This window comes from Olsenella massiliensis, from assembly GCF_001457795.1.
In the GTDB taxonomy this organism is placed as follows: Bacteria; Actinomycetota; Coriobacteriia; order Coriobacteriales; family Atopobiaceae; genus Olsenella_F; species Olsenella_F massiliensis.
Genome location: NZ_LN898211.1, coordinates 19,245 through 41,136, shown reverse-complemented (window position 1 = coordinate 41,136; position 21,892 = coordinate 19,245). Strand labels below are relative to the sequence as shown.

Here is a 21,892-nt window from a genome sequence, read left to right as displayed (position 1 = left end):
GGACCGTCCCGATAGTGACGCACTAGCGCACGCGAGCTTTGAGGGCGCGCTGCACCTCTCGCTCCGTGTCGCGCTTGGCCATGTCTCGACGCTTGTCATAGAGCTTCTTGCCTCGGCCCATGCCAACGCGAAGCTTCACGCGATTGCGCTCGTCAAAGTATAGTTCCAGGGGCACGAGCGCGACGCCCTTGGTCTTCATGCGCTGGTCGATGGCGTCAATCTGGCGGCGATGCATCAGAAGGCGCCGACGGCGGTCCGGATCGACGTTCCAGACGCCGCCGTTGGAGTAGGGATGGATGTGGACGCCCACGAGAAAGAGCTCGCCGCCGCGCACGATGCAGAACGAGTCGCTGATCTGGCACGGGCGCTCACGGATGCTCTTGACCTCGGTGCCGGTGAGCTCTATGCCCGCCTCCCAGGTCTCCTCGATCTCGTAGTTGTGTCGGGCGGCGCGATTGTGGGCGATCGTCCTCTTCTGGCGAACGCGAGCGCCTTGCCCGCCGCCCGCCTTGGGCTGGGCGACGACGCTGGGCCTACCCTTGGCCATGAGCGTCCTCCTCGTCACTTTTACGCAGCTCGGCGAGGATGCCCTCGACCGTCTGATCGTCTGAGAGGCCGCGCGCCCTGAGCACGAAGGACGTCCGGGCCTCCTCGTTGCCGGCCAGCTCCGCCGTGAGCGCGCACGACAGCAACTCGATCACGACCTCGATGTTGGCGCCGCGCGGAATGCGCGCGTCATCCAGGAGCCTTGCCTCTTCGGCGTCATCCAGGGAGTCGGGGTCAAGGTCGCTGCCCCTGAGCTGGTCAATCGTCGATGCAAGCCCCTCGCTGTGCGGCATGAGACGTCGCGCGGCCCGCAGGCAGGCCGCCCCATAGCCTGCGCGTCCCAGCTCGCGGAAGAAGTTCGCAAATATGAGGTACGCCTGGACCAGCTGCGCGGGGTCGCTCGCGCGCTCAAAGGTCTCATAGGCCAGCTGCACGCTGCCCTCGACGTCGCCCGCCTGGCGCAACAGGCCCGAAAGGCGCAGGTAGTTGTCAACGTCCATGGGGTTCCACCGTATGGCCCGCTTGAGCGAGGTCACCGCAAGCTCGCGGTCCCCCTGCTGCGCCAGGGCAAGCCCCAGGTCGCCGTAGAGACGGTCGATGGGTTCGCCGACGTCATGCAGGGTGCGTCGGTCGCCTGACACCCGGCGATAGGCGACCCGCTCGAAGTCGGAGCCAAAGCTGAACCACTCCTCCTCGTCCGACGAGGGGCAGTTTTCGCTGACGTACTCCTCGACGTCGGCGGCAAGCCGTGCCAGCAGGTCGCAGGCGGCGTCCGCCTCGCCCTGCATCAGGTAGCCCTCCGCCACCTGGAGTCGCTCCGACATCGCCGACTCTTCGCGCTCGTTGTCTAGCCCCACGCTGCCCTCCCTCGGACCTGCGGCGTCATGTGCGTGCACGTGCATGTAGTAGCCTACCCCTTTAGGGGCGCGAGAAGCCCCCGGGCGCCGGGGAGGCGGGAGCGGCAGCCTGGCGTCGCGGCGTCAGCGCAAAGGTGATCTGGCCCCGCTCGGGGCTGGCCCCCGTCACCGTGACCTCAAGGCGAGCACCCACGCGCCATGTCGTGCCGCTCTCCTCGCCCGTGAGGGTCATGCGCGCGTCGTCGTAGGAAAACCACTCGTCACCCAGCGCACGCACCGGGACGAGCCCCTCCGCGCAGCTGTCGTCGAGCATCACGAACAGGCCGTAGCGCTCGACCCCGACGACGACGCCGGCAAAGCTCTGGCCCAGGCGCTTTTGGAAGAGCTCGGCCATCTTGACCCTCTGGGAGTCTCGCGACGCCCCGTCGGCGGCCCGCTCGCGGTCCGAGCAGCTGCGACAGATCTGGGCGAGCGCCAGGCGCACCTCCCGCTGCTCCCGTGAGTCGAGCGTCCCGTCAAGGTAGGCCAAAAGCGCCCGGTGGACCGTGACGTCGGGGTAGCGACGAATCGGCGAGGTAAAATGGCAGTACGCGTCCGCGCCAAGCGCGAAGTGGCCTTCGTTGTGAGGCAGGTAGATGGCGCGTTTCTGGGCCCTGAGCAGCAGCGAGTTCGCAAGGAACTCGCCGTCGCCGTAGCGGGCATCCGCAAGCACCTGCTGAATTGCCACGGGGCTGCCCGCCGCGAGCGCGTCTCCCAGCGACCCCTGCGCCAGGCCCAGCTCCTGGAGGGCGGGCAGCGTCGCCTTGAGCGCCTCGGGAGACGGCCGCTCGTGGACGCGATATGCGCACTCGACGTCGGCGTCCGCCAGCATCTTGGCGACGCCCTCGTTGGCAATGAGCATGGCCTCCTCGATGAGGCTGGTGGCACGGGTCCGCTCGCGCACGACCACCCCCGTGGGACGGCCCCTGTCGTCCAGCGTGACCTTTGCCTCCCTGCTCAGGAAGTCTATGGCGCCGCGGTCGTGCCGGATGCCCAGGCGCAGGCGGGCGATCTCGTCGAGCACGGCGATTGACGTGGCGACGGGCTGGGCCAGGTCGGCGACGCAGGGAAGGTCCTCGGCCGTCAGCCTGCCCTCCAGCAGGGCGTCTGCCTGCCCGTAGGTCAGGCGCGCGTCGGAGCGGATCACTGACCTCGTGGCGCGGACGTCCAGCAGCCTGCCGTCGGCGCCCAGGCGCATGAGGATGCTCAACGCCAGGCGGTCCTCGGCCGGCCTCAGCGAGCACAGGTCATTGCACAGGCGCTCGGGCAGCATGGGGATGACGCGGTCGGCCAGATACACCGAGCAGGTCCGCAGCTTGGCCTCATTGTCAATGGACGAGCCCCACGCCACGTAGTGGCTCACGTCCGCGATATGGACCTCAAGCTCAAAACCGTCCTCAAGCCTGCGGGCGCCGACGGCGTCGTCAAAGTCGCGAGCGTCGGCCGGATCGATCGTGACGACGCAGTGGCTGCGAAGGTCCTCCCGATCGGGGGCCGCGAGGGCCTCCGCCACGTCATCCCTCAATGCCCGAGCCTCGTCCAGGACCGCGTCGGGAAACTCGGTGCGCAGGTCATAGGAGGCGATGACCGACTCCATGGGGATGTCCAAGGCATCCTGGCTCCCGACCCGACGCTCTATGGTGACGATGCCGGCGGAGGCTCGGCCCGGATACTCGAGGATGCGAGCCACCACCACGTCGCCCGCGTGAACGCCAAGGCGTCGGGCGCAGTCATCCTGAGGCGTCACAAAGAAGTCGCGGCGCAGGCGCACGTCAAGGGGCACGACCACACCAAGGGGGTCGGCCGTGCCGTAGCTGCCGACAAAGGACTGGCGGGCGCGCTCGATCACGTGCTGCACCCGGGCGACGCGCTCCTGGCCGCGACGGGGCCGAGCCAGGCTCACCTGCACGGTGTCACCGCTCATGGCCTCTCGCACGCCACCGCGCACGACGGGAAAGCGACCCTCGGTCGTCTCTACCGTGGCAGAGCCCGAGCGGGAGACGCGGATGACGCCTTGTGCCAGCGGAGGACGTTTGCGCGTTCCCGCGCTGCGCTTGCGTCTGCGGGAACCGCGCGGCCGTGAGGTGCCTCTGGACATGTCATGCCACCTTTCCCTCAAACCGGGCCATCCGGGTCGTCCGCCGGGACGGGCGTCATCATCATTCTATAGAATGCGTCGAACGTCGGAGCAGGACGGGGCGCGGCGGTTGGCCGGGGCGCGACGTCCGGCCGGGGCGCAACGTCCGGCCGGGGCGCGGCGGTTTGCCGGGGCGCGCGGCTTAGCCAAAACACGACGCTTATGTCAGAATCCCGGCCCAAAGCCTGCGATTTTGACACAAATGTCGTGTTCTGGCTACGGGCGGCCCGGCGCGCGGCCGGATGCTCGGCACCCTCGGCTAACGTGTGCGTTGCGAAGGCTAGCTTTTGCGTTTGCCCAGGATTCGATTATCAGAACTTGTCCATACATACACGTTGAACGGGACCCCGAAGTATCAGGCATGAAAATGAGCCGGCGCGGGGATGCCACGTCGGCCCAAAGCGCACGCTAGGGCAAAGGCCCCGGCTGGGTGCCGTCAGACTCCTTAGGCCTACACCTTGAGGTAGCGCCTCATGGCGATGGCCGAGCCAAACAGGCCTAGGAGGCAGCCGATCGCCACGAGCGCCGCATAGGTCAGCACCAGCATGGGAACGGGAATGTCAAACGACAGGAAGGTCAGGCCGGCCTGCAGCCTGGGCAGCACGATCGAGACGCCCGCCTGCAGCACGGCGATGGCAAGCAGGGACCCTATCAGAGACTCCAGCATGCCCTCGGCCAAAAACGGCCCACGAATGAAGCCGTTGGACGCACCCACCAGCCGCATGATCGCAATTTCGCGGCGGCGCGCGGAAATGGCCAGTCGGATGGTGTTGTTGATGAAGACGAACGCGATGAACGCCAGCAGCGCGACGAGCACGACCGTGCCGACGCGCAGGTAGTAGGTCACGCTCAGCAGCTTCTTCACCGTCTCGCGCCCGTACTGGACGGATTGCGAGGGGTCGTTCGCGTCGTCCGCGATGCCTTTGAAGTCGGCGTCGGCGGTGAGGTTCCCCGCGACGCTCTCGACCTTGCTCGGGTCCGACAGCGTGATGACGAGCGAGGCCGGCAGGGGGTTGTCGCCGTCGAGGGCGGCGACGACGTCGCTGGCGTTCTTGTTGCTCATCTTCTGCTTGTAGCTCTCCAGGGCCTCTTCCTTGCTCTTGTAGGTGACGCCTTGGACGTACTCCCATCCCTGGACCTTCTGCTGAAACGCGTCAACGGAGGCCTTGTTGGCATCGTCCGAGAGGAAGGCCTGGATGGTGACCTGGTCCTCGACGTTGCCCGCGATGCGGTTGAGCAGCACGGACCCAACGGCAAAGAGCCCTATCACAAAGAGCGAAAGAAAGATGGTGACGATTGCACCCATGACGGTAGACCAGTTACGACGGAAGTGGCGTCCTGCCTCGTGCAGGGAGTAACCAAGATTAGAGGGCACCATAGTAACCGTAGCCTCCCCTCTCCTGGTCGCGGACGATGTGTCCCGCCTCAAGGGCGACGACGCGCTTGCGCATGGAATCGACCATCTCGCGGTCGTGGGTCGCCATGACGACGGTGGTCCCCGCACGGTTGATGCGGTCGAGCAGCTTCATGATGCCCAGCGAGATGGCGGGGTCAAGATTGCCCGTCGGCTCGTCGCACACGAGGAGCGGGGGCCTGTTGACCATGGCGCGGGCGACGGAGACGCGCTGCTGCTCGCCGCCGGAAAGCTGGTCGGGATAGTTGTCCATCTTCTCCGCAAGGCCCACCAGGCGCAGCACCTCGGGCACCTGCACCTTGACGACCGAGCGCGGCTTGCCGATGCACTCGAGGGCGAAGGCGACGTTCTCGTACACCGTCTTGTCGGGGAGAAGCTTGAAGTCCTGGTACACGGTGCCAATCTGGCGACGCAGGTACGGCACCTTGCGATTGCGGAGCTTCGTGAGGTTCTGGCCCGCCACGATGACCTGACCGCTCGTGGCCCTGAGCTCGCGCGTGACGAGCCTGAGGAACGTGGACTTGCCCGACCCGGAATGACCCACCACGAAGACAAACTCGCCCGGGTAGATGTCCAGGCTCACGTCCTCGAGCGCCGGCTTGTTGGGCTGGGCGGGATAGATGAGCGTCGCGTTCCTGAGCGAGATGGTGGGAGTCCCGGTGCGGTCAATCGTGGGCGCGTCTCCGGCGATCATGGGAGAGAAGACGCTCTTGTCGTCCTGGACGTCAACTGACGACTCGTCATCCGCGACCTCGAGGGCCGTGGACTCGTCGGCAAGGTCAAGCGAGCCGTCCCCTGCCGGGCGTGCGTCAGTCGCACCCGCGTCGCCCGTCGGGCGGACATCGGGCCCTGCGGCGCTTATGAACTCCGGTTCGCTGATAGGAGCCGTGCCCCCGAACGACGCCGAGGAGCGCACGGCGGCCATGGCCGCCTCAAGCTCGTCGTCCAGCACGGAGCCGTCGCCCTGTCGTTGCGCGGGCGCCTGGGACGCCGACGACGCGTCCCCGCGGTCTCCCGGCCGCTCGCTGCTGCGAAAATGGTTGGCCACAAGTGCTCCTGATTCTACGTAGCAATCACTGACAGATTCGAACGTATTGTAGCAAAGCGTCTCATGGTACCCTGAATTTGCACGTCACACACAGACGAGCGGCACGCACGGAGGAGGGGCCGCTCCCACTGCAGGTGGGGCGGCCCCGCCCTCATACGAACGTGGCGCGGCGACAGTCGGGACAGCTGGCTCCACGTCGTCCCGCTCCCGCCGTCATGCGCGAAAGCGGTACGACGTTGGCGTTAGCGGACGAACGCCTCGATGGCCTTGGCGACGCCCTCGCCGTCGAGGCCATACTTGTGGAGCAGCTCGAGCGCGGGGCCCGACTCGCCAAAGACGTCGTACATGCCCACCTTCTTGACGGGCGTGGGACGGAGGGCCGAAAGCGTCCCGCACACCGCGTCGCCCAGGCCGCCGATGACGGAATGCTCCTCGACGGTCACGACCCGACCCGTCTTCGTGGCGGATGCCACAAGCAGCTCCTCGTCGAGGGGCTTGACCGTCGCCATGTTGATGACCTCGCAGCTTACGCCCTTGCCGGCGAGCGTTTCGGCCGCCTCGAGGGCAAAGCCCACCTCCAGGCCGCAGGCGACCACGGTGACGTCCGTGCCCTCGCGCTCGACGGTTCCCTTGCCAACCTGGAACTGATAGCCCTCGTCATGGATGACGGGGGCGGCAAGACGGCCCAGGCGCAGGTAGACGGGGCCATCGGCCTCGTATGCCGCGACGACTGCGGCGCGCGCCTCGACGTCGTCCGCCGGCACGATGACCGTCATGCCCGGAATGGTGCGCATCAGGGCGATGTCCTCGTTGCACTGGTGCGTGGCGCCGTCCTCGCCCACCGAGATGCCGGCGTGCGTGGCGCCGATGACCACGTGAAGGTGAGGATAGCCGATGGAGTTGCGCACCTGCTCAAAGGCGCGTCCGGCGGCGAACATGGCAAAGGTGCTCGCAAAGACCTTGCGTCCCGTCGTGGCGATGCCCGCGGCGACCCCCATGAGATTCTGCTCGGCAATGCCCACGTCAATGAAGCGGTCGGGATGGGCGCTCTTGAACTTGCCCGTCTGCGTCGCCGCGGCAAGGTCGGCGTCAAGGACGACGAAGTCGTCATGGGCGGCGCCAAGCTCCACCAGGGCGGCGCCGTAGCTCTGGCGCGTTGCGATCTTCTGAACGTCTGCCATCTTGCTAGTCCTCCTTCGCAAGCTCGGCCATGGCCTGGGCGTACTGCTCGTCATTGGGGGCCTTCCCGTGCCAGCCAACCTGATTCTCCATGAACGAGACGCCCTTGCCCTTGACCGTGTGGGCGACGATGCAGCTGGGCTTGCCCTTGGTGGCGCGCGCCTCGGCGAAGGCCTCGCGCAGCTGGGAGATGTCGTTTCCGTCGGCGACGTCGATCACGTGGAACTTGAAGGCGGCAAACTTGTCGCCGATGGGCTGGGGGGAGTTGACCTCCTCGAGGGTGCCGTCAATCTGCAGGCCGTTGTGGTCGACGATGACGCACAGGTTGTCCAGCTGATGGTTGCCCGCCAGCATGGCGGCCTCCCACACCTGGCCCTCCTCTATCTCACCGTCGCCGCAGAGCGCGTAGGTGCGCCAGTCGTCGCCCCAGATCCTCGCGGAGAGCGCCATGCCCACGGCCGCCGAGATGCCCTGGCCCAGGGAGCCCGTGCTCATGTCAACGCCGGGAGTGTCCCTCATGTTGGGATGGCCCTGCAGGCGCGAGTCAACGTGGCGCAGGGTCGTGAGCTCCTCCTTGGGAAAGAACCCGCGCTCCGCGAGGGTGGCGTACAGGCCGGGCGCGGTGTGTCCCTTCGAGAGGACCAGGCGGTCACGGTCGGGCTTGGCGGGATCTGCCGGGTCGATGTCCATCTCCTCGAAGTAGAGGTAGGTAAAGATCTCCGTCGCGGAGAGCGAGCCGCCGGGATGCCCCGACTTCGCCGCGTGCGTGCCCGTGAGGATGCCCTTGCGAATCTCCGTGGCAACCTTTCTGAGCTCGTCATCTGTCATTGCGTCTCCTTGTCCTTGAGAAAGCGGGCGATAAAGAGAAGGCGGCAGGGCACTCGTCCCTGCCGCCAAGGCAAGCCATGCCTACTTGGCGTCGCCGGTGACCTTTGCCCAGTCGGCGGCAAAGAGCTCTAGGCCGCGGTCGGTGAGCGGGTGATGGACGCAGTTCTTGAGCGCGCCAAAGGGAACGGTGGCGATGTCGGCGCCCATGAGGGCCGCCTGGGTCACGTGGTGAGGAGTGCGCACGGACGCGGTGATAATCTCGGGACCGCCCTCCTCGTCCCAGTAGCCGTAATCGTAGTTGTGGACGGCGTCCACGATCTCCTCCAGGTGGTCCAGGCCCTCGTCGCCGATGTCGTCAAAGCGACCGACGAAGGGCGAGATGTAGCGCGCGCCGGCGCGGGCGCCCAGGAGCGCCTGGGGGGCCGAGAAGACGAGCGTCATGTTGACGCGAATGCCCTCAAGGGCAAGGTGGTGGATCGCGGGGAGCGACTGCTCGGTGACGGGCAGCTTGACCACGATGTTGGGGGCCAGGGAGGCAAGGTGCTCGGCCTCCTTGATCATCTCCTCCGTGGTCTCGGCCGTGGATTCCGCGGACACGGGCAGCCCCTCGCAGATCTCGCAGATCTTGACCATGTGGCCCTCGAAGTCGGCGAGCTTGCCTCCCGTCTTTGCGTAGAGCGACGGGTTGGTGGTGACGCCCGAGAGGCATCCCCAGCTTGCCGCCTGGCGAATCTCGTCAAGGTTGGCGGTATCGACGAAGAATTTCATGACGTGCTTCCTTTCACCTCTTGAGCCGTTGGAAACTACCTATGATTATTGTATCGTGTCGAGACGGGCCGCCGGCAGTGACGGGGGCCATAGGTACCAAATTGGCGCCGCATGTCCGTACAAGCCGTCAGGGGCGCGTCCACGCCGCATCGGACCTACGCCGCCGCGGCAGCGCGCAGCGCCGCCTCAATCTTCTCGCGGCAGAAGGCGGAGGCATGGGCGACGTCGTCCTTCCACACGTCGGAGCCCAGATACCACATCTCGCACACGTAGCGACGTACGCCCTGGGGAACGAGCTGCGAGAGCCCGCCCTCGTAGTCGGTCGTGCCCTCGCCAAAGAGCATGTCGCGGTAGTGTCCCGCCTTGGTGGCCTTGAGGTGCGCGGCAAAGATGTGCCCCGCGCCCAGCGCGATGTCATCGGCCACGGGCGTCCCGTAGATGAAAGACGCGTTCGTGAGGTTGCCCACGTCGGGGTACACGCCCAAAAAGGGGCTGCCGACCTCGTCGACGTACCTCATGGCCTTGCCGACCGTGTCCATGAAGGGCGTCTCCATGGTCTCGAAGCCCAGGACGACGCCAGCCGCTGCCGCCATCTCGGTCGCCTTGGCCAGGTTCTCGGAGAAGTACCTCTCGGACTCCCCCCAGGCGTCCTCGTCGTAGTAGGCGTCATATCCCGCCAGCTGGATGATATGCAGGCCGAGATCGCAGGCGAGCTCAAGCGCCTTGTCCATCATCGTCAGGGCGTAGGCGCGCTTCTGGGAGTCCTTGGCGCCCAGGGGCCATTTGCGATGGCCCGAGAGACACATCGACCCCACGGGAACCCCCGTGTTCCGTGCCGCCTGGACCACCTCGGCGCGCTCCTGGGCCGTCCAGTCGAGTCGTGCCTGACGCGCGTCAGTCTCGTCCACTGAGATCTCAAGGTAGTCAAAGCCGCAGGAGGCCGCCACCCCCAGGCGCTCCTCCCAGTTGAGCCCTGCGGGCGTGGCCTTCTCGTACAACCCCAGCTGATAGGTCTTGGTCATGGTCTCTCCCCTCGAAGGAGAAGGCGCCGGCCCTCGCCCACGGCCAGCGCCCCCTCTCAGTTTTTCTCGAAACAGCTGCCGCGCGCTTTGCCTCGGCGGCCTACTTCTGGCCGTAGTAGGCGTTGGGGCCGTGCTTGCGCTGGTAGTGCTTGTCCTGCAAATACTGGGGGGCAGGACCCGCCTGAGGTGCGAGAAGCTCGGTGCGGGCGGCCATCTTTGCCACCTCGTCGAGGACGACGGCGTGATAGACCGCGTCGGGCGCGTCCTTGCCCCAGGCGAAGGGTCCGTGGTTGCGCACGAGGCAGCCGGGCTGGGCCAGGGGGTCCTTGCCCTCGAAGCCCTCGACGATGACCTTGCCCGTGTTGAGCTCGTAAGCCTCCTCGATCTCCTGCTGGGTGAGCCCCCGCATGCAGGGCACCTCGCCATAGAAGTAGTCGGCGTGCGTCGTGCCGTAGCAGGGGATGGCCCTGCCGGCCTGCGCCCAGGCGACCGCCCAGCTTGAGTGCGTGTGAACGACGCCGCCCACGGTATCTCCCCACCTCTGATACAGGAGGGCGTGGGTGGGCGTGTCGGAGGAGGGGTTAAGGTCGCCCTCGACGACCTTACCCTCGAGGTCACACACCACGAGGTCCTCGGGCCTGAGGCTCTCATAGTCCACGCCGGACGGCTTGATGACGAAAAGGCCCCTCTCGCGGTCGAGCTCCGAAGCGTTGCCCCAGGTAAAAACAACCAAACCGTGCCGAGGCAAGTCCATGTTCGCCTCGTAGACCTTCTCTCTGAGTTCCTTGAGCATCATCGTGTCGTCCTTTCTCGGTCGCGGGCGGCTCGCACGCAACGACTGCGTCGGCCCCATTTTACCCTTTTGCCCTCTGAGCGCGGTCCCCTGTGGCATGGTTGGGCCACAAAAGGGCGCGAGCGCGGGGCTGCGGCGAAGGGCTGAGGAACGTCAGAGGGGCGGCTACGCCATGGCCCCGCCGGCCTGACTGGCATGGTCGGCCTCGCCGGCCAGCGCCTCCATGTCATCCCACAGCCCGTCCAGGCATGCCACGGCCTTCTGATAGACGGCGTACTTGCGCTCGTACGTATCTCTGAGCGCCTCGTTGGGCGAGAAGGTCCTGCCCACGCCCACCATGCGCTCGACGGCCTCCTCCATGCTCGCGTAGCGGCCCGTGGCGACGGCGCCGGCGATGGCGCAGCCCAGGGCGCCCGCCTCGTCGGCGAGGACCGTCTGGACGGGAAGCTGCATGACGTCGGCAAAGAGCTGGGACCAGACCTCGGAGCGCGCGGCTCCCCCCGAGAGCCTGATGGCGCGCGGAGCGTCCTTTCTTGAGGCAAGAAGCCGGTCGAGGTGCTGACGATGGCAGAACGTTATGCCCTCGTAGACGCTGCGGGCGAGGTGGCGCCGGTCGTGCGAGACGTCAAGCCCCACGAAGGTCCCCCGAGCGTTCTGGTGGGCGTTGGAGCCCATGAGAAAGGGCAGGAACGTGGGAACGAAGCAGTGGGGGCCGACCTCGGCCACCCAGTCGTTGACGACCTCGTAGACGCTTTTGCCCGCGCTCTTCGCCTCCTGGGCCACCTCGGGCAGAAGCTGGCGGATGAACCACTCGTTGTTTCCCGCCGACGTGGCGCTCGACTCCTCGATGAGGTACGTGCCCGGCAGGCAGAACAGGGAGTTCATGGCGACGCTGCCGTCGAGGACCGGAGCGTCGCGGATGTACTCGTTGATGGACCAGGTGCCGGCGATCATGCAGACGAGGTCACCCGTCACGACGCCGGAGGCGAGCGCGCAGGCGTCGATGTCAAAGAAGCCGCCGATGACGGGCGTGCCCGCCACGAGCCCCGTCTGTGCGGCGGCCTCTTCGCTCACCACGCCCGCGACCTCGACGGAGGAGCAGAGCGGCGGGAGGGCGCCACCCACCTCCTCGATGCCGAAGAGGGCAAGCAGCTCGGGGTCGAACTTTTTGGTGTGGAGGTTCATGAGGCCGCTGCCCGAGTAGTCCGTGAGCTCGGCGCGCGCCTCGCCGGTGAGGCGGAACCTCAGGTAGTCCTTGCACTCGAACACATGCGCGATGTTGGCATATGCCTGGGGCTCATGGTCCTTGAGCCAGGCGAGAAGCGCCACGGGCTGGCAGCTCATCACGTGTTGGCACGACAGGGCGAACGCCCGCCGCTCCGTGCCGTCGGCCCGCCAGGCGCGCACGTACTCGTGGGCGCGATTGTCGGTGGACGAGATCGCGGGGCGGACGGGCGCGCCGTCCTTGCCCCACAGGTAGAGCCCCTTTCCGTGCCCGCAGACGCCAACGCTTGCGACGGCCTGCGCGGGGATGCCGGCGTCCTTGAGGACGCCCCGCAGGACCGCGCAGTTTGCCCGCCACACCTCCTCCATGTCGCGCTCGACGAAGTCGGGCCGCGGCGTCTGGGAGGAGGTGGCAACCGAGCAGACGGCTAGCTGGGCACCCGTCTCGTCAAAGAGCGCCGCCTTTGTCGCGGTGCCTCCGTTGTCCAGGCCGATGTAGTAGCTCATGCGTCCCTCCTGGCGTCAGCCGTCCGCATGAAGCGGACGGTTTGGGGCTTCTCGACTAGCAGTCCATGCCGGCAAGCTCGAAGCAGCGCTGGAGGAACTTCCTGGCATGCTCCTCCAGCAGCCACAGGTGCGCCCCGGGGTGGCCGTGAATCTCCACGGAGGCGTACACGTCGCTCACGCCCGCGGGCGTGTCGAACGAGGCCACGGTCCTCAGAACCTGGGAGCCCACCTCGGGCGTCAGGAAGCCCTCGGTCTCCCAGTCGGGGGCCATGGCGCAGTCCATGTGCAAGTCGCCAAAGCACGGGTGCGAGACGTCAGTGATGGCGTCGCAGAGATGGACCTGCGCGATGTAGGGAGAGGCAAGCTCGAGCGATCGCGTGAGGTCGATGCCGCCCAGCGCCTCATGGGCGCTGTCCCAGTGGATGTAGACGTTGGAACACTGCTCGAACAGGGGCTTGAACCAGACGACGTCCTCCTCCATGGGGCCGATGAGCTGCTTCTTGTAGGCGAAGCGGTCGAGAGGCTCGATGGTGAGCTTCTCGCCGAGGCCGTCCATGTGCTCGGCGATCTCGACGATGGACTCGGCGAGCGCCACCTTGGCAAAGCCGCGCAGGGGCGCGCCGGGGTCGTCGCCCGAGGGGATGCAGATGTTGGTGTAGCCGCAGTCGGCGGCATAGCGCGCAAGCTGCTTCACGAGGTCAACGGCGCGGCGGCGGCCGTCCTTGTCCAGGTCGGCGAGGCTGAGGCCCTGGGCCTTGACGTAGGGCGTGACCGAGGTCCCGCCAAAGAGGCCCTGCTGCTCGATGATCGAGCGGACGGCTTTGCGATTTTCGCCGTCAAAGAACACAGGAAGCTCGACGCCCCGGTAGAAGTCAAGACGCACGACCCTCCTTAGCACCTCGAGCATGCGAGCCTCGTCGTACATGTAGGGCATGAACATCTCAAGCAGGTGAGTGGAGGTCTTGATGGTCTGGGACATGGCGTTTTCCTTTCGCAGGCACTGGCATTCCAGATAGATGGACTCGGAGTGTCCCCCTCGTATTAGTGGGTTCGATTCTATTCTTGCTCAAGGTTGTTGATAAGTGATATTTCAATTATTCACTCCTGTATGAGCGGTATGATATAGAGGTCAAACGGCAAATAACTCACCAAGTCATTCCCTCTTCATAATCCTGGTCCATACTGTTTGCATTACCTGTAATTTTTGTTTTTAGGCGAAAGGAAGCGCTCATGAACATCACCGTCATCGGCTGCGGGGCAATGGGCGGGCTCTATGGTGCCTACCTGAGCCAGCACCACAACGTGACCGTCCTCGACGTGGCGAAGGATGCCATCGACGCCATCAACGCCGAGGGCCTCGAGATCGTCGAGCCCGATGGGACGTCCGCGGTATACCATCCCCACGCCGCAACGACGACCGAGGGCATGGCTCCCCAGGACCTCGTCATCGTCTTCGTGAAGGCGCTGTTCACCGATGCCGCCCTCGCCTCGGACGCCAACATCATCGGCCCCGACACCTACCTCATGACCCTCCAGAACGGCGGCGGCCACGAGGAGGTCCTGGGCAAGTACGCCGCTGCCGACCACGTAATCATCGGCACGACGCAGCACAACGCCTCCCGCCTGGGCATTCGCACCATGCGCCACGGCGGCAGCGGCAAGACGGTCATCGGCGGAACCGCCGCCACGCTCAAGCAGCTCTCTCCCATCGCCGAGGCCCTGACCATCTGCGGCCTTGAGACCGAGGTCAGCGCAGACGTGCAGAGGCTCATCTGGAACAAGCTCTTCACCAACGTCTCGGCCAGCGCGCTCACGGGCCTCTTCCAGATGCCCCTGGGCTTTATCGCTACCGATGAGCATGCCTGGCTGCTCTGCACCAAGCTCGTCCGCGAGGCGGTCGAGGTCGCCCGCGCGGCGGGCTTCGACTTTGACGCCGACGAGAAGATCGCCGAGGTGCGCCACGTATGCGAGGCGAGCCCCGAGGGCGTCACGAGCATCCAGGCCGACATCGCCGCCGGAAGGAGGACCGAGGTCAACACCATCAGCGGGTTCGTCGTCTCCTGCGCCTCCAGGCACGGCGTCGCCGCCCCCAACCATGAGTTCGTGGTCTCGGCCATCCACGCCCTCGAGGGCAGGGCGCTGGCGCTGCGCAGCGCCTGACCGTCCCACCCTATCGACCCAAGGAGTACCCGTATGAAGTGCTATGAGTCCGCCTCTGGCGGTCGCGTCCTCGTCATCCGCCTCAACCGGGGCGACCTGCTGCGCGAGTCAATCGAGCAGGCCCTGAGGGACCATGACATCAACGATGGGTGCATCGTCTCGGGATACGGAACCCTCGAGACCTGCACCCTGCACATGGTGAATACGCTCACGGAGTTCCCCGCCAAGGAGGACTTCGTCACCTGGGACCATCACCCCCTGGAGCTCCTATCGCTCACGGGTGTCATCGCCGACGGCATCCCGCACATCCACGCCGTCGTCTCGGACAAGGACGGTGCGACGGGCGGCCACCTCGAGATGGGCTGCAGTGTCGCCTATCTGGCCGAGGTCGTCGTGTACGAACATGCGGGCCTCCCACTCACGCGCACGCCCACCGACGAGGGACCCCTGGCCCTCATCCCCAAGTCTTAGAGGACCCGCCGGCACACCTTAGCCCCAATGCGACGGCCCGTCCGAGCAAGCTCGGACGGGCCGCTTCCTGACATGGGTCGTGAGTCAGCATGGCTGATTTCGCATGAGGCGGCTGCCTGCTTGTTGCCATGCTACTTGCGAACCTTCACGACGACCTTGCGGACGGGCTCAGGGTCGTTGACTGCGCCGCGGGGCTTGTGCCCCTGCTCGGGCGGAACGACGACGAGGTCCCCCGGACCTAGGATGACCTCGGTGAAGATCTCGGGATTCTCGAAGAAGTTCATGTCCTGCTCAGGCAGGGACTCCGCAAGCGCCAGGTCGCTCCTCTCGGCGACGCCAAAGCGCTCGTGGCCCGAGATGACGTACTGAATGTCATAGAAGGCATCATGCGCCTCGAAGCGCAGGTCGGAAAGAGGTGCCGTCTCGTACTCCTGCACGCCCGCGACCACGTCAGGGCCGTCGAGCTCGTAACTGCCCGGAGCCATGGAGTCCAGATCGCTCTCCTTGAGCCAGCGATAGGCCGTCGCGAAGCGGTCCGACAGGTAGTCGTGCCTATCCACGTCCTTGATGTTGCACGAAAGCATCGAGCCTTCCTCTCTGATCGTCAGGCCTCAGCCTGTGGGACCTTCCATCTTGCCCTCATCTGCCCCAAAGAGGGGCTGTTCGCCCATGACCTCGTGATAGAGGCTGCTCCCGGCAACAGGCGAGTAGCAGTAGGTGAGAAACACGTCCATCACGTAGGGGCTGTAAGTGAGTCCCAGCAGCGCCTGGGCAAAGCCCATGGCGGCAAGCTCGTCCAGAACCGCCAGATGGACACGGCTGTGAAGGAGGCCAAAGCCTACGTCCACCTTGTGAGACCTCGACCACACCCGCTCTTTGCCTACAAGCTCCACGGCATGGAAGACCTCGTGGGCCAGGAGGATGGACTGGGGGCTCACAGGACCAAGCGCCTCGCGGACCTCAGGGTCATCCAAAAGCGTCTGCGCCTTGTCGAGAGCATCGGCATACACGTAGATGCGATCGGGCTCCACGAACTCAGCGAACACGACGCGGTCCTGGCTGTGGGGCTTCTCATCGAGAAAGATGCTCACGCCTAGGCCCCTCGCGATGTCGTGAGGGTCCGCGCTACCAAAGCGCTCCTCACAGAAGCGGGCCCACGTGTCCCCGCAGGCACGCGCCCCTTCCATGAGCTCGGCACGCAGCTCGTCGTTCAGACGACCGTTCAGGGGCTCGCGAGCAAAGGCGTAGTCAGTCCAATCCTCCCAGCGCAGGGAGCACACGTCTCTCAGCGCTTGGGCAAGCGGCACCACATCCACGCACTCGGGGCCCTTGGCAGCGCCCGCGTATGTTTCGTCGCCAAACAACGTGCGCTTGACCGGGCGAATGATGGCATCAGACCACCTCTTCTTGGGGCCTTCCATGGCAATGCCTCCCTCGTGGGTGGGGTGGCCCGTAAGATTTCGAGGCCACCCCCCGGCGACATGCGCCTAGTCCTTCTTCTCGCAGATGATGACGACCTCCTCGTCAGGGTCGCGATCATCGATGTCGAGCCCCATCATGAGCTCAAGCTGCTCGAGATAGATGGCGGAGTAGTCGCAGACGCGCGGACCCACGCAGATGTAGTAGTCGGGGCGCATGACGCTGTCTGCCATGAACGACGACGCCTCGTCCCAAAGCCTGACGACCTCCTCAAGGCAGTGGGCGACCGTCGTCTTGCAGGTGACTGCGTTTGAGACCTGCACGCGCACGAAACCCTTCTTGTCCACGACGCGCAGAGGCAGGTGATCCTTGTGAGTGCCCGTCACGATGAAGAAGTGGTCCGTCCGGTCGCTCAGCTCGATGTTGCTGACCTGCCTGCCAAAGTCATCGGTCGCGAGCTGCAGCGCCTCGGCCTCATCCACCTCCTTCTGAAGGTCGGTGGTCTTTACCTCGGTCGATCCCGTGGCGATGGCCGTGACCTTGCCCGTCGTGCTGTCGATGTCAATATGAACCTCGACGGTGTCGGGGTCGGCGCCCGAGCTGATGGCCTGATCGGTGGCCTCCTGCTTGATGGTGCGGATGTCGTCCTGGGTGGGGTTGGGCATGACGCGCTCGACGACGTCGCGAACCATGGCGAGGGCGACGCCGATGGATGAGATGACCTCGGCGTTCTCGGGGATGGCGTAGGGCAGGCCCATCTTCTCGGCGCAGTAGGGAACGAGGGAGGCCGCACCGCCGCCGCAGCCCACGAGGCGCATGGCCTCAGGGTCAAGCTCGTACTTCTCGGCAAGGGCGTCGATGCAGGCCTTGACCTTCTCGTAGTCCTTCTCGAGGATGCGCGTCGCCAGGTCCTCGACCGTGATGCCTAGCTTGTCAGCGACGGGTTGCATGGCCTTGCGGGCGGAGGCGACGTTGCCGTGGGCAAAGAACTTCTCGTCCACCAGGCCCAGCACGTTGGCGGCGTCGGTGTTGGTGAAGCAGATCATCTTGCCGCTCGCCAGCTTGATGGCAACGTAGTCGCCGGGATCACCGGGCTTGGGACTCAGCATGACGACCTGGGGGTCAACGATCTCCTCTTCGGGCGTGAAGCAGGCGTACTCGCAGCCGGCGATGTGGGCGGAACGGGGGCCCACATCCACGACGTCATCGTTGCTGATGCGGACCATGGACCCGCCCGCACAACCGAGGATGCGCACGTCGAGAGAGCTGATGTACGTATCATGGCCACCAATGTTGGCGTAGTCAACGCCAGGGCGGCCGTTCTTGATGACGCCAATGTTAGTGGTGGTGCCACCGACCTCAAAGTAGATGGCGTTGGAGGCCCTCAGGTACATGAGCGAGCCCATGACGGAGGCGGCGGGGCCCGAGAGCGCCGTGAGGATGGGGCGCTTGCGCATCTCGCTGATCTCCATGACGCCACCATCGCCACGCATAATCATGAGGGGGACATTGACGCCCGCCTCACGTACCGACCGCTCGGTCGCGTTGGCCGTGGCCATCATCTTGGGAAGAATGGCTGCGTTCATGGCGGCCGTGCGCGTGCGGCGCGTGAGGCCGTAGAGCTTCGTGATGTCGGATGCCATGGTCACGGGAAGGTCGCGAATCTGGGCACGCCGATGGATCTGCTCCTCCTCGGCCATGCTATCCACGCCAAAGGCCATGGAGGCGACGATGACCTCGGAGCCGGCATCCACGAGCTCACCGAGAGCGGCGTCGATCGTCGCGTCGGTGAGCTGCTTCTTCTTGATGAAGGTGGAGTGGACCGGAATCTTACGACCGACCTGCGCGTCGAGGATGACGTCGCCGATGTTGAGCTGACGCTTCGCGAGCATGCCCTCGAGCCCGCCGCCCGCGACGCCGACGATGCCCACGTGGGCTACGTCGCCCTCGATGAAGGCGTTCGTCGCCTGCGTGGTTGAGTGGGCGACGAAGACGACGTCTTCGGGATCGATGCCATTCTCAGCCAGGCAGTTCCTGAACGAGGCCACGACGCCGGCCGCCACACCCCTCTCGTCGTCATGGGTCGTCTTGACCTCGTTCTTTCCAATGATCTGGTGGGTCTGGTTGTCCAGGGCCACGCACTTGGTGTAGGTTCCCCCGACGTCGATGCCCATACGGACGCTGCGATGACCTGCTGACATGCAACCATCTCCTTTTGGTCTCTATGGAAGGGCGGGCATGCCGAAGAGCACCCGGTCATACCCGCCTTGATGTACGTGCGGTCAGGAAGCAGGCTGCTTTCTGCCTGCGGGATTGTTACACGAACCACTCGCCGCCGAGGGCGCCCATGGCGATGAAGGTCAGGGCGAACAGGATGGCGCCGCCGATGTACAGAGTGGGAACCGAGAGGCGCAGGAAGTCCTTGGACTCAACCTTGGAGTACGAGAGGCCCCAGGCGGTCCAGCTCTGCGTGATGCAGGAGCCAAGGTTGCCCGTGATGGTGGGGATGGCAAAGACGCAGTACATGAACGGTACGGAGAAGCTCGCAACGTTCTTGAGGACGCCTAGGGTAGCAGCACCACAGCCGACCAAGGTCAGAGGGCCGCGGAAGAGGCTGAAGAACAGAAGCGCGGTGAAGAGGGCGCAGATCATGAGGGGCTGGGTGGGGATGATGGGTCCGAGCACGGCGCTAAAGTACGGGGAGGCATACTTGGCAACGGTGTTGAACATGGGCAGACAGACGAGGAAGCCGACCATGGGGGCGGTGTCAACCGTGCCGTCGTACATGAGCTTGTTGATGTACTGGATGTTCTCGCGGAAGCCCTTGTTGAACTTGCCGCACAGCCACAGGGCGAGAAGCCCGGCGAGCAGGAAGCCGCCGATAACGGAAAAGTTGAAAGCGATGTTCAAGACGACGGGAAGCAGCGGGAGGACGAGCGTGTAGCCAGGGGCGTCCTTCTGAGCCTGAGGGGCTGCCTGCGCGGCCCAGGCGTGGCTTTTCTTGCTGGTTGCCAGGTAGATGGCGGTCATGATGATGGTGACCACGACCATGATGCCCGCGGCGGCGTAGCCCCACGCGCCGGCATACCAACCGAAGTTGAAGGCGGGGAGCTTGTCGGGGTCGATGACGAAGGCACGATACTGCTGGAAGAACACGGGATTGAGGTAGCTGCCTGCGCCGACGGAGGCAATGAAGGTAAAGAGCGCGATCGCCTTGGGAATGCCCAGCGAGAGGAGGATCGGCAGGACGATGACGCCCACGGCCATGACGGGGCCGGCGCCGGTCATCGAGGTGAAGATGATGGCGGTGACAATGTCGAGCAGAATCACGGTGACGAGAGGCTTGTCACCACCGAGTTCGACCGTCTTGCGGATGATGGTGCCCGCGATGCCCGTGTCCATGAGGACGCGGCCGAACCATGCACCAAAGATGAAGTTGATGAGGATGGTACCCCAGCCCTCGGGACCGGACTGATACACGGTGTTGAGGACCTTGACGAGCGAGACGTCAGTCCCGGGACCAAACTGAAGAACCTTGTTTGCCGCAATGAAGTCGGGAGAGGCCCCGAGGGTGCCGATTAGCGAGAGGACGAGCCACAGCGTCGCCATGACGAGGAAGCCCGCCATGAGGTTGTAGCCTTTGATGCAGTAGAACGCAAAGCCAAAGAACGAGATGATGAGAAGTATGCCAATCGCGATTTCCATTGCCATTCCTTTCTGTGGACTAACGGTGCGTACGCGCTGGCCGTCCTCCCCTCCCAGCATTTCGTACTCGACGACGAGTCTCCGGCAGGATCAAGGGACTCATTCCGGCGTCATTTCGGTCCAGTCTGGTCCCCTGCAACTTATCTAGAATATTAGTTTTTTGACAAACGCGGTAAAAGCATGGTTTAGCGTCAGCCGACCATCGGTAGACTTTTTCCTGTGAACGGTATAATCCACGGAATAGCATGGTAGAACCCCTGACAGCATGCGTTCATTGGCAGGGGCTTTGCTGTGATAACTGGTGTGTTACTTCTTTATCGCTGTGATATCAGGCGCCTCGGTTGCATCCCCTGGCACGGGCCCGAAATCGAAGTAGTCCGCATGGTCGATCACCATCTGGTCAAAGAACTCGACGTAGTGGTTGAGATGACCGTACATGAACGTGTACAGCTGGTCCTTGGTAAGACGGGTGCCAAATGCGAGCCTCTTGTAAAAGTCCTCATGGTCCTTGTAGAACTCTGTCGCCTCGTTGAATCCGTACACCAGGCCCATGTAGCGCACGCGGTCATAGTGTGACGAGGCGGCCTTGATCAGGCGCCAGGTGAACTCGAGTCCGGACCCTTCGAACACGACGCGATGAAACTCGTCATCAAGCTCGCCTACGCGATGTATGTCAATGTCGTCCGCCGTGAGCGCCTCCCTTTGGCGGGCGAGGCACTCACCCAGGCGCATGATGTAAGCGCTGGGAAGCCTGCCTGCCATGCGAAAGAGCGTGGCGGCCTCGATGTCGGTCCGCAGCAGAGATCCTTGACGCATGGCGCTCACGTTGATCTTGGAGACGTGCGTCGCGCTCTGAGGCTCGACGTCCACGAGGAGCTGCTCGCGCAGCTTTCCGATCGCCTGATGGACGGGCGTCTTCGAAACGCCGAGCTTGCCCGCCACCGACGCCTCCCTCAGCAGCGACCCAGGCGCCATGATGCACATGAAGATGTTGTACCTGAGGCAGCGATAGGCGTACTCCGCGCTCGTCTCGCCCTCCAGGCGGTCCAGGACCCTCATCTCGGACGCCGCGTCGTCACCTCCCCGCTTTGCCGTGGGAGTGGCGGATTTCATGACCGCGCGCACAAATGCTGATTCCATCGTGACCTACCATTCGGGGGATTCTCGCCTGTGCCTGGCACTTCACGAACGACAATATCGGTTGAAGCACGCGGGTTCGGCTGGGTTTGCCTGCTTGTATGTTGATACATCACATTATAAGGAGGTTCATCATGCTGTGTGGCAACGTGAGCGAGACGCCGGCTCAATGGAGTCTGTATCCCGAGCCCGTGAGAAGGGCGCTTGGCATACTGGCATCAGGGGCACCCGCCGCCTGTGATCCGGGGGTATATCACCTTGCGGGAGACGACATGATCATGCAGGTCATCTCCCAGGACACCAAGCCGCGCCGGGAGCTTAGGCCCGAGTCGCATCGCCGCTATATTGACGTTCAGTTCCTGGCTGCGGGCGGACCCGAGGAAATAGGCTGGTATCCCGATCTTGGCGACAACACCGCCGTCGAGAACCTGCTCGACACGCCACGTGACATCTGCTTCTGGACAGAGTCAAAGACGGCACTCGAGAGCCGCATCCGAATGGCCCAGGGCGGCTATGCCGTCTTCTTCCCCTGGGACCTCCACATCCCCGCCATCCAAGTGGGAGGGGAGGCCGCCCACATCAAGAAGATCGTCATCAAGGTCGCGCTGTCATCTTGCTAAGCGAAGGGGGCGGCCACA

At 64.7% G+C, this 21,892-nt stretch carries 20 protein-coding genes; 3 read left to right on the top strand and 17 right to left on the bottom strand.

Translation table 11 applies throughout. The annotated features are described in order from the left end of the window. Positions 1 to 22: 22 nt before the first annotated feature. The 12 genes from smpB to BN3001_RS04220 form a co-directional block, all read right to left on the bottom strand. Positions 23 to 547, bottom strand: coding sequence for an SsrA-binding protein SmpB (gene smpB, locus BN3001_RS04275; protein ID WP_082629978.1), 525 nt, complete (start codon positions 545 to 547; stop codon positions 23 to 25). After that, on the bottom strand, positions 534 to 1,403 hold the full coding sequence (locus tag BN3001_RS04270) for a tetratricopeptide repeat protein (protein ID WP_148362946.1): 870 nt from the start codon (positions 1,401 to 1,403) through the stop codon (positions 534 to 536). Before BN3001_RS04270 ends, smpB begins: the two co-directional genes overlap by 14 nt. Before the next feature lie 61 nt (positions 1,404 to 1,464). Continuing rightward, on the bottom strand, positions 1,465 to 3,540 hold the full coding sequence (rnr, locus tag BN3001_RS04265) for a ribonuclease R (protein WP_058270586.1): 2,076 nt from the start codon (positions 3,538 to 3,540) through the stop codon (positions 1,465 to 1,467). Positions 3,541 to 4,030: 490 nt separating this feature from the next. After that, a complete protein-coding gene (gene ftsX / locus BN3001_RS04260; protein ID WP_058270585.1) occupies positions 4,031 to 4,957 on the bottom strand; it encodes a permease-like cell division protein FtsX in 927 nt (308 codons plus the stop codon). Then, a complete protein-coding gene (gene ftsE / locus BN3001_RS04255) occupies positions 4,944 to 6,041 on the bottom strand; it encodes a cell division ATP-binding protein FtsE (protein ID WP_058270584.1) in 1,098 nt (365 codons plus the stop codon). Before ftsE ends, ftsX begins: the two co-directional genes overlap by 14 nt. A gap of 242 nt (positions 6,042 to 6,283) precedes the next feature. After that, complete coding sequence (locus BN3001_RS04250) at positions 6,284 to 7,222, bottom strand: transketolase family protein (protein ID WP_058270583.1); 939 nt, start codon at positions 7,220 to 7,222, stop codon at positions 6,284 to 6,286. A 4-nt stretch (positions 7,223 to 7,226) separates the two neighbouring features. Beyond that, the gene (locus BN3001_RS04245; protein ID WP_058270582.1) at positions 7,227 to 8,048 is read right to left on the bottom strand and encodes a transketolase; all 822 of its coding nucleotides are present in this window, start codon (positions 8,046 to 8,048) and stop codon (positions 7,227 to 7,229) included. 81 nt (positions 8,049 to 8,129) lie between these two features. Then, a complete protein-coding gene (locus BN3001_RS04240; RefSeq protein ID WP_058270581.1) occupies positions 8,130 to 8,816 on the bottom strand; it encodes a transaldolase family protein in 687 nt (228 codons plus the stop codon). A 155-nt stretch (positions 8,817 to 8,971) separates the two neighbouring features. Next, the gene (locus BN3001_RS04235) at positions 8,972 to 9,838 is read right to left on the bottom strand and encodes an L-ribulose-5-phosphate 3-epimerase (RefSeq protein WP_058270580.1); all 867 of its coding nucleotides are present in this window, start codon (positions 9,836 to 9,838) and stop codon (positions 8,972 to 8,974) included. A gap of 100 nt (positions 9,839 to 9,938) precedes the next feature. Next, a complete protein-coding gene (locus tag BN3001_RS04230; RefSeq protein WP_197407451.1) occupies positions 9,939 to 10,634 on the bottom strand; it encodes an L-ribulose-5-phosphate 4-epimerase in 696 nt (231 codons plus the stop codon). Between the two features lie 162 nt (positions 10,635 to 10,796). Beyond that, positions 10,797 to 12,362: an FGGY-family carbohydrate kinase gene (locus tag BN3001_RS04225; RefSeq protein WP_058270579.1), complete on the bottom strand. Its 1,566-nt coding sequence runs from the start codon at positions 12,360 to 12,362 to the stop codon at positions 10,797 to 10,799. A 55-nt stretch (positions 12,363 to 12,417) separates the two neighbouring features. Next, positions 12,418 to 13,341, bottom strand: coding sequence for a sugar phosphate isomerase/epimerase family protein (locus BN3001_RS04220; protein WP_058270578.1), 924 nt, complete (start codon positions 13,339 to 13,341; stop codon positions 12,418 to 12,420). A 251-nt stretch (positions 13,342 to 13,592) separates the two neighbouring features. Here BN3001_RS04220 and BN3001_RS04215 point away from each other — a divergent pair, with 251 nt between their 5' ends. Together BN3001_RS04215 and BN3001_RS04210 are read left to right on the top strand one after the other, a co-directional pair. Next, on the top strand, positions 13,593 to 14,522 hold the full coding sequence (locus tag BN3001_RS04215) for a ketopantoate reductase family protein (RefSeq protein WP_058270577.1): 930 nt from the start codon (positions 13,593 to 13,595) through the stop codon (positions 14,520 to 14,522). Between the two features lie 33 nt (positions 14,523 to 14,555). Beyond that, entirely contained in the window at positions 14,556 to 14,993 is a 438-nt protein-coding gene (locus BN3001_RS04210; RefSeq protein ID WP_058270576.1) for a PPC domain-containing DNA-binding protein, read from the top strand. Positions 14,994 to 15,124: 131 nt separating this feature from the next. On the opposite strand, the gene BN3001_RS04205 is transcribed toward BN3001_RS04210, so the two are convergent. From BN3001_RS04205 to BN3001_RS04185, 5 genes are all read right to left on the bottom strand, one after another. Continuing rightward, positions 15,125 to 15,577 (bottom strand): NanQ anomerase/TabA/YiaL family protein, encoded by a 453-nt coding sequence (locus BN3001_RS04205; RefSeq protein WP_058270575.1) that lies wholly within the window; start codon positions 15,575 to 15,577, stop codon positions 15,125 to 15,127. A gap of 27 nt (positions 15,578 to 15,604) precedes the next feature. Then, on the bottom strand, positions 15,605 to 16,414 hold the full coding sequence (locus tag BN3001_RS04200) for a hypothetical protein (protein WP_058270574.1): 810 nt from the start codon (positions 16,412 to 16,414) through the stop codon (positions 15,605 to 15,607). 66 nt (positions 16,415 to 16,480) lie between these two features. Next, complete coding sequence (locus tag BN3001_RS04195; protein WP_058270573.1) at positions 16,481 to 18,613, bottom strand: hydantoinase/oxoprolinase family protein; 2,133 nt, start codon at positions 18,611 to 18,613, stop codon at positions 16,481 to 16,483. Between the two features lie 115 nt (positions 18,614 to 18,728). After that, positions 18,729 to 20,117: a hypothetical protein gene (locus tag BN3001_RS04190; RefSeq protein WP_058270572.1), complete on the bottom strand. Its 1,389-nt coding sequence runs from the start codon at positions 20,115 to 20,117 to the stop codon at positions 18,729 to 18,731. A gap of 306 nt (positions 20,118 to 20,423) precedes the next feature. After that, a complete protein-coding gene (locus BN3001_RS04185) occupies positions 20,424 to 21,257 on the bottom strand; it encodes a GntR family transcriptional regulator (RefSeq protein WP_082629976.1) in 834 nt (277 codons plus the stop codon). Positions 21,258 to 21,388: 131 nt separating this feature from the next. Between BN3001_RS04185 and BN3001_RS04180 the strand changes: the two genes are divergently transcribed. Beyond that, the gene (locus tag BN3001_RS04180) at positions 21,389 to 21,874 is read left to right on the top strand and encodes a NanQ anomerase/TabA/YiaL family protein (RefSeq protein WP_058270570.1); all 486 of its coding nucleotides are present in this window, start codon (positions 21,389 to 21,391) and stop codon (positions 21,872 to 21,874) included. Positions 21,875 to 21,892 lie beyond the last annotated feature (18 nt).

What these genes read in the sequence shown, in the direction of transcription:
- smpB (WP_082629978.1), bottom strand. Translation starts at nt 547, where the DNA reads ATGGCCAAGGGTAGGCCCAGCGTCGTCGCCCAGCCCAAGGCGGGCGGC.
- rnr (WP_058270586.1), bottom strand. Translation starts at nt 3,540, where the DNA reads ATGTCCAGAGGCACCTCACGGCCGCGCGGTTCCCGCAGACGCAAGCGC.
- ftsX (WP_058270585.1), bottom strand. Translation starts at nt 4,957, where the DNA reads ATGGTGCCCTCTAATCTTGGTTACTCCCTGCACGAGGCAGGACGCCAC.
- BN3001_RS04250 (WP_058270583.1), bottom strand. Translation starts at nt 7,222, where the DNA reads ATGGCAGACGTTCAGAAGATCGCAACGCGCCAGAGCTACGGCGCCGCC.
- BN3001_RS04245 (WP_058270582.1), bottom strand. Translation starts at nt 8,048, where the DNA reads ATGACAGATGACGAGCTCAGAAAGGTTGCCACGGAGATTCGCAAGGGC.
- BN3001_RS04240 (WP_058270581.1), bottom strand. Translation starts at nt 8,816, where the DNA reads ATGAAATTCTTCGTCGATACCGCCAACCTTGACGAGATTCGCCAGGCG.
- BN3001_RS04235 (WP_058270580.1), bottom strand. Translation starts at nt 9,838, where the DNA reads ATGACCAAGACCTATCAGCTGGGGTTGTACGAGAAGGCCACGCCCGCA.
- BN3001_RS04230 (WP_197407451.1), bottom strand. Translation starts at nt 10,634, where the DNA reads ATGATGCTCAAGGAACTCAGAGAGAAGGTCTACGAGGCGAACATGGAC.
- BN3001_RS04225 (WP_058270579.1), bottom strand. Translation starts at nt 12,362, where the DNA reads ATGAGCTACTACATCGGCCTGGACAACGGAGGCACCGCGACAAAGGCG.
- BN3001_RS04220 (WP_058270578.1), bottom strand. Translation starts at nt 13,341, where the DNA reads ATGTCCCAGACCATCAAGACCTCCACTCACCTGCTTGAGATGTTCATG.
- BN3001_RS04215 (WP_058270577.1), top strand. Translation starts at nt 13,593, where the DNA reads ATGAACATCACCGTCATCGGCTGCGGGGCAATGGGCGGGCTCTATGGT.
- BN3001_RS04210 (WP_058270576.1), top strand. Translation starts at nt 14,556, where the DNA reads ATGAAGTGCTATGAGTCCGCCTCTGGCGGTCGCGTCCTCGTCATCCGC.
- BN3001_RS04205 (WP_058270575.1), bottom strand. Translation starts at nt 15,577, where the DNA reads ATGCTTTCGTGCAACATCAAGGACGTGGATAGGCACGACTACCTGTCG.
- BN3001_RS04200 (WP_058270574.1), bottom strand. Translation starts at nt 16,414, where the DNA reads ATGGAAGGCCCCAAGAAGAGGTGGTCTGATGCCATCATTCGCCCGGTC.
- BN3001_RS04195 (WP_058270573.1), bottom strand. Translation starts at nt 18,613, where the DNA reads ATGTCAGCAGGTCATCGCAGCGTCCGTATGGGCATCGACGTCGGGGGA.
- BN3001_RS04190 (WP_058270572.1), bottom strand. Translation starts at nt 20,117, where the DNA reads ATGGAAATCGCGATTGGCATACTTCTCATCATCTCGTTCTTTGGCTTT.
- BN3001_RS04185 (WP_082629976.1), bottom strand. Translation starts at nt 21,257, where the DNA reads ATGGAATCAGCATTTGTGCGCGCGGTCATGAAATCCGCCACTCCCACG.
- BN3001_RS04180 (WP_058270570.1), top strand. Translation starts at nt 21,389, where the DNA reads ATGCTGTGTGGCAACGTGAGCGAGACGCCGGCTCAATGGAGTCTGTAT.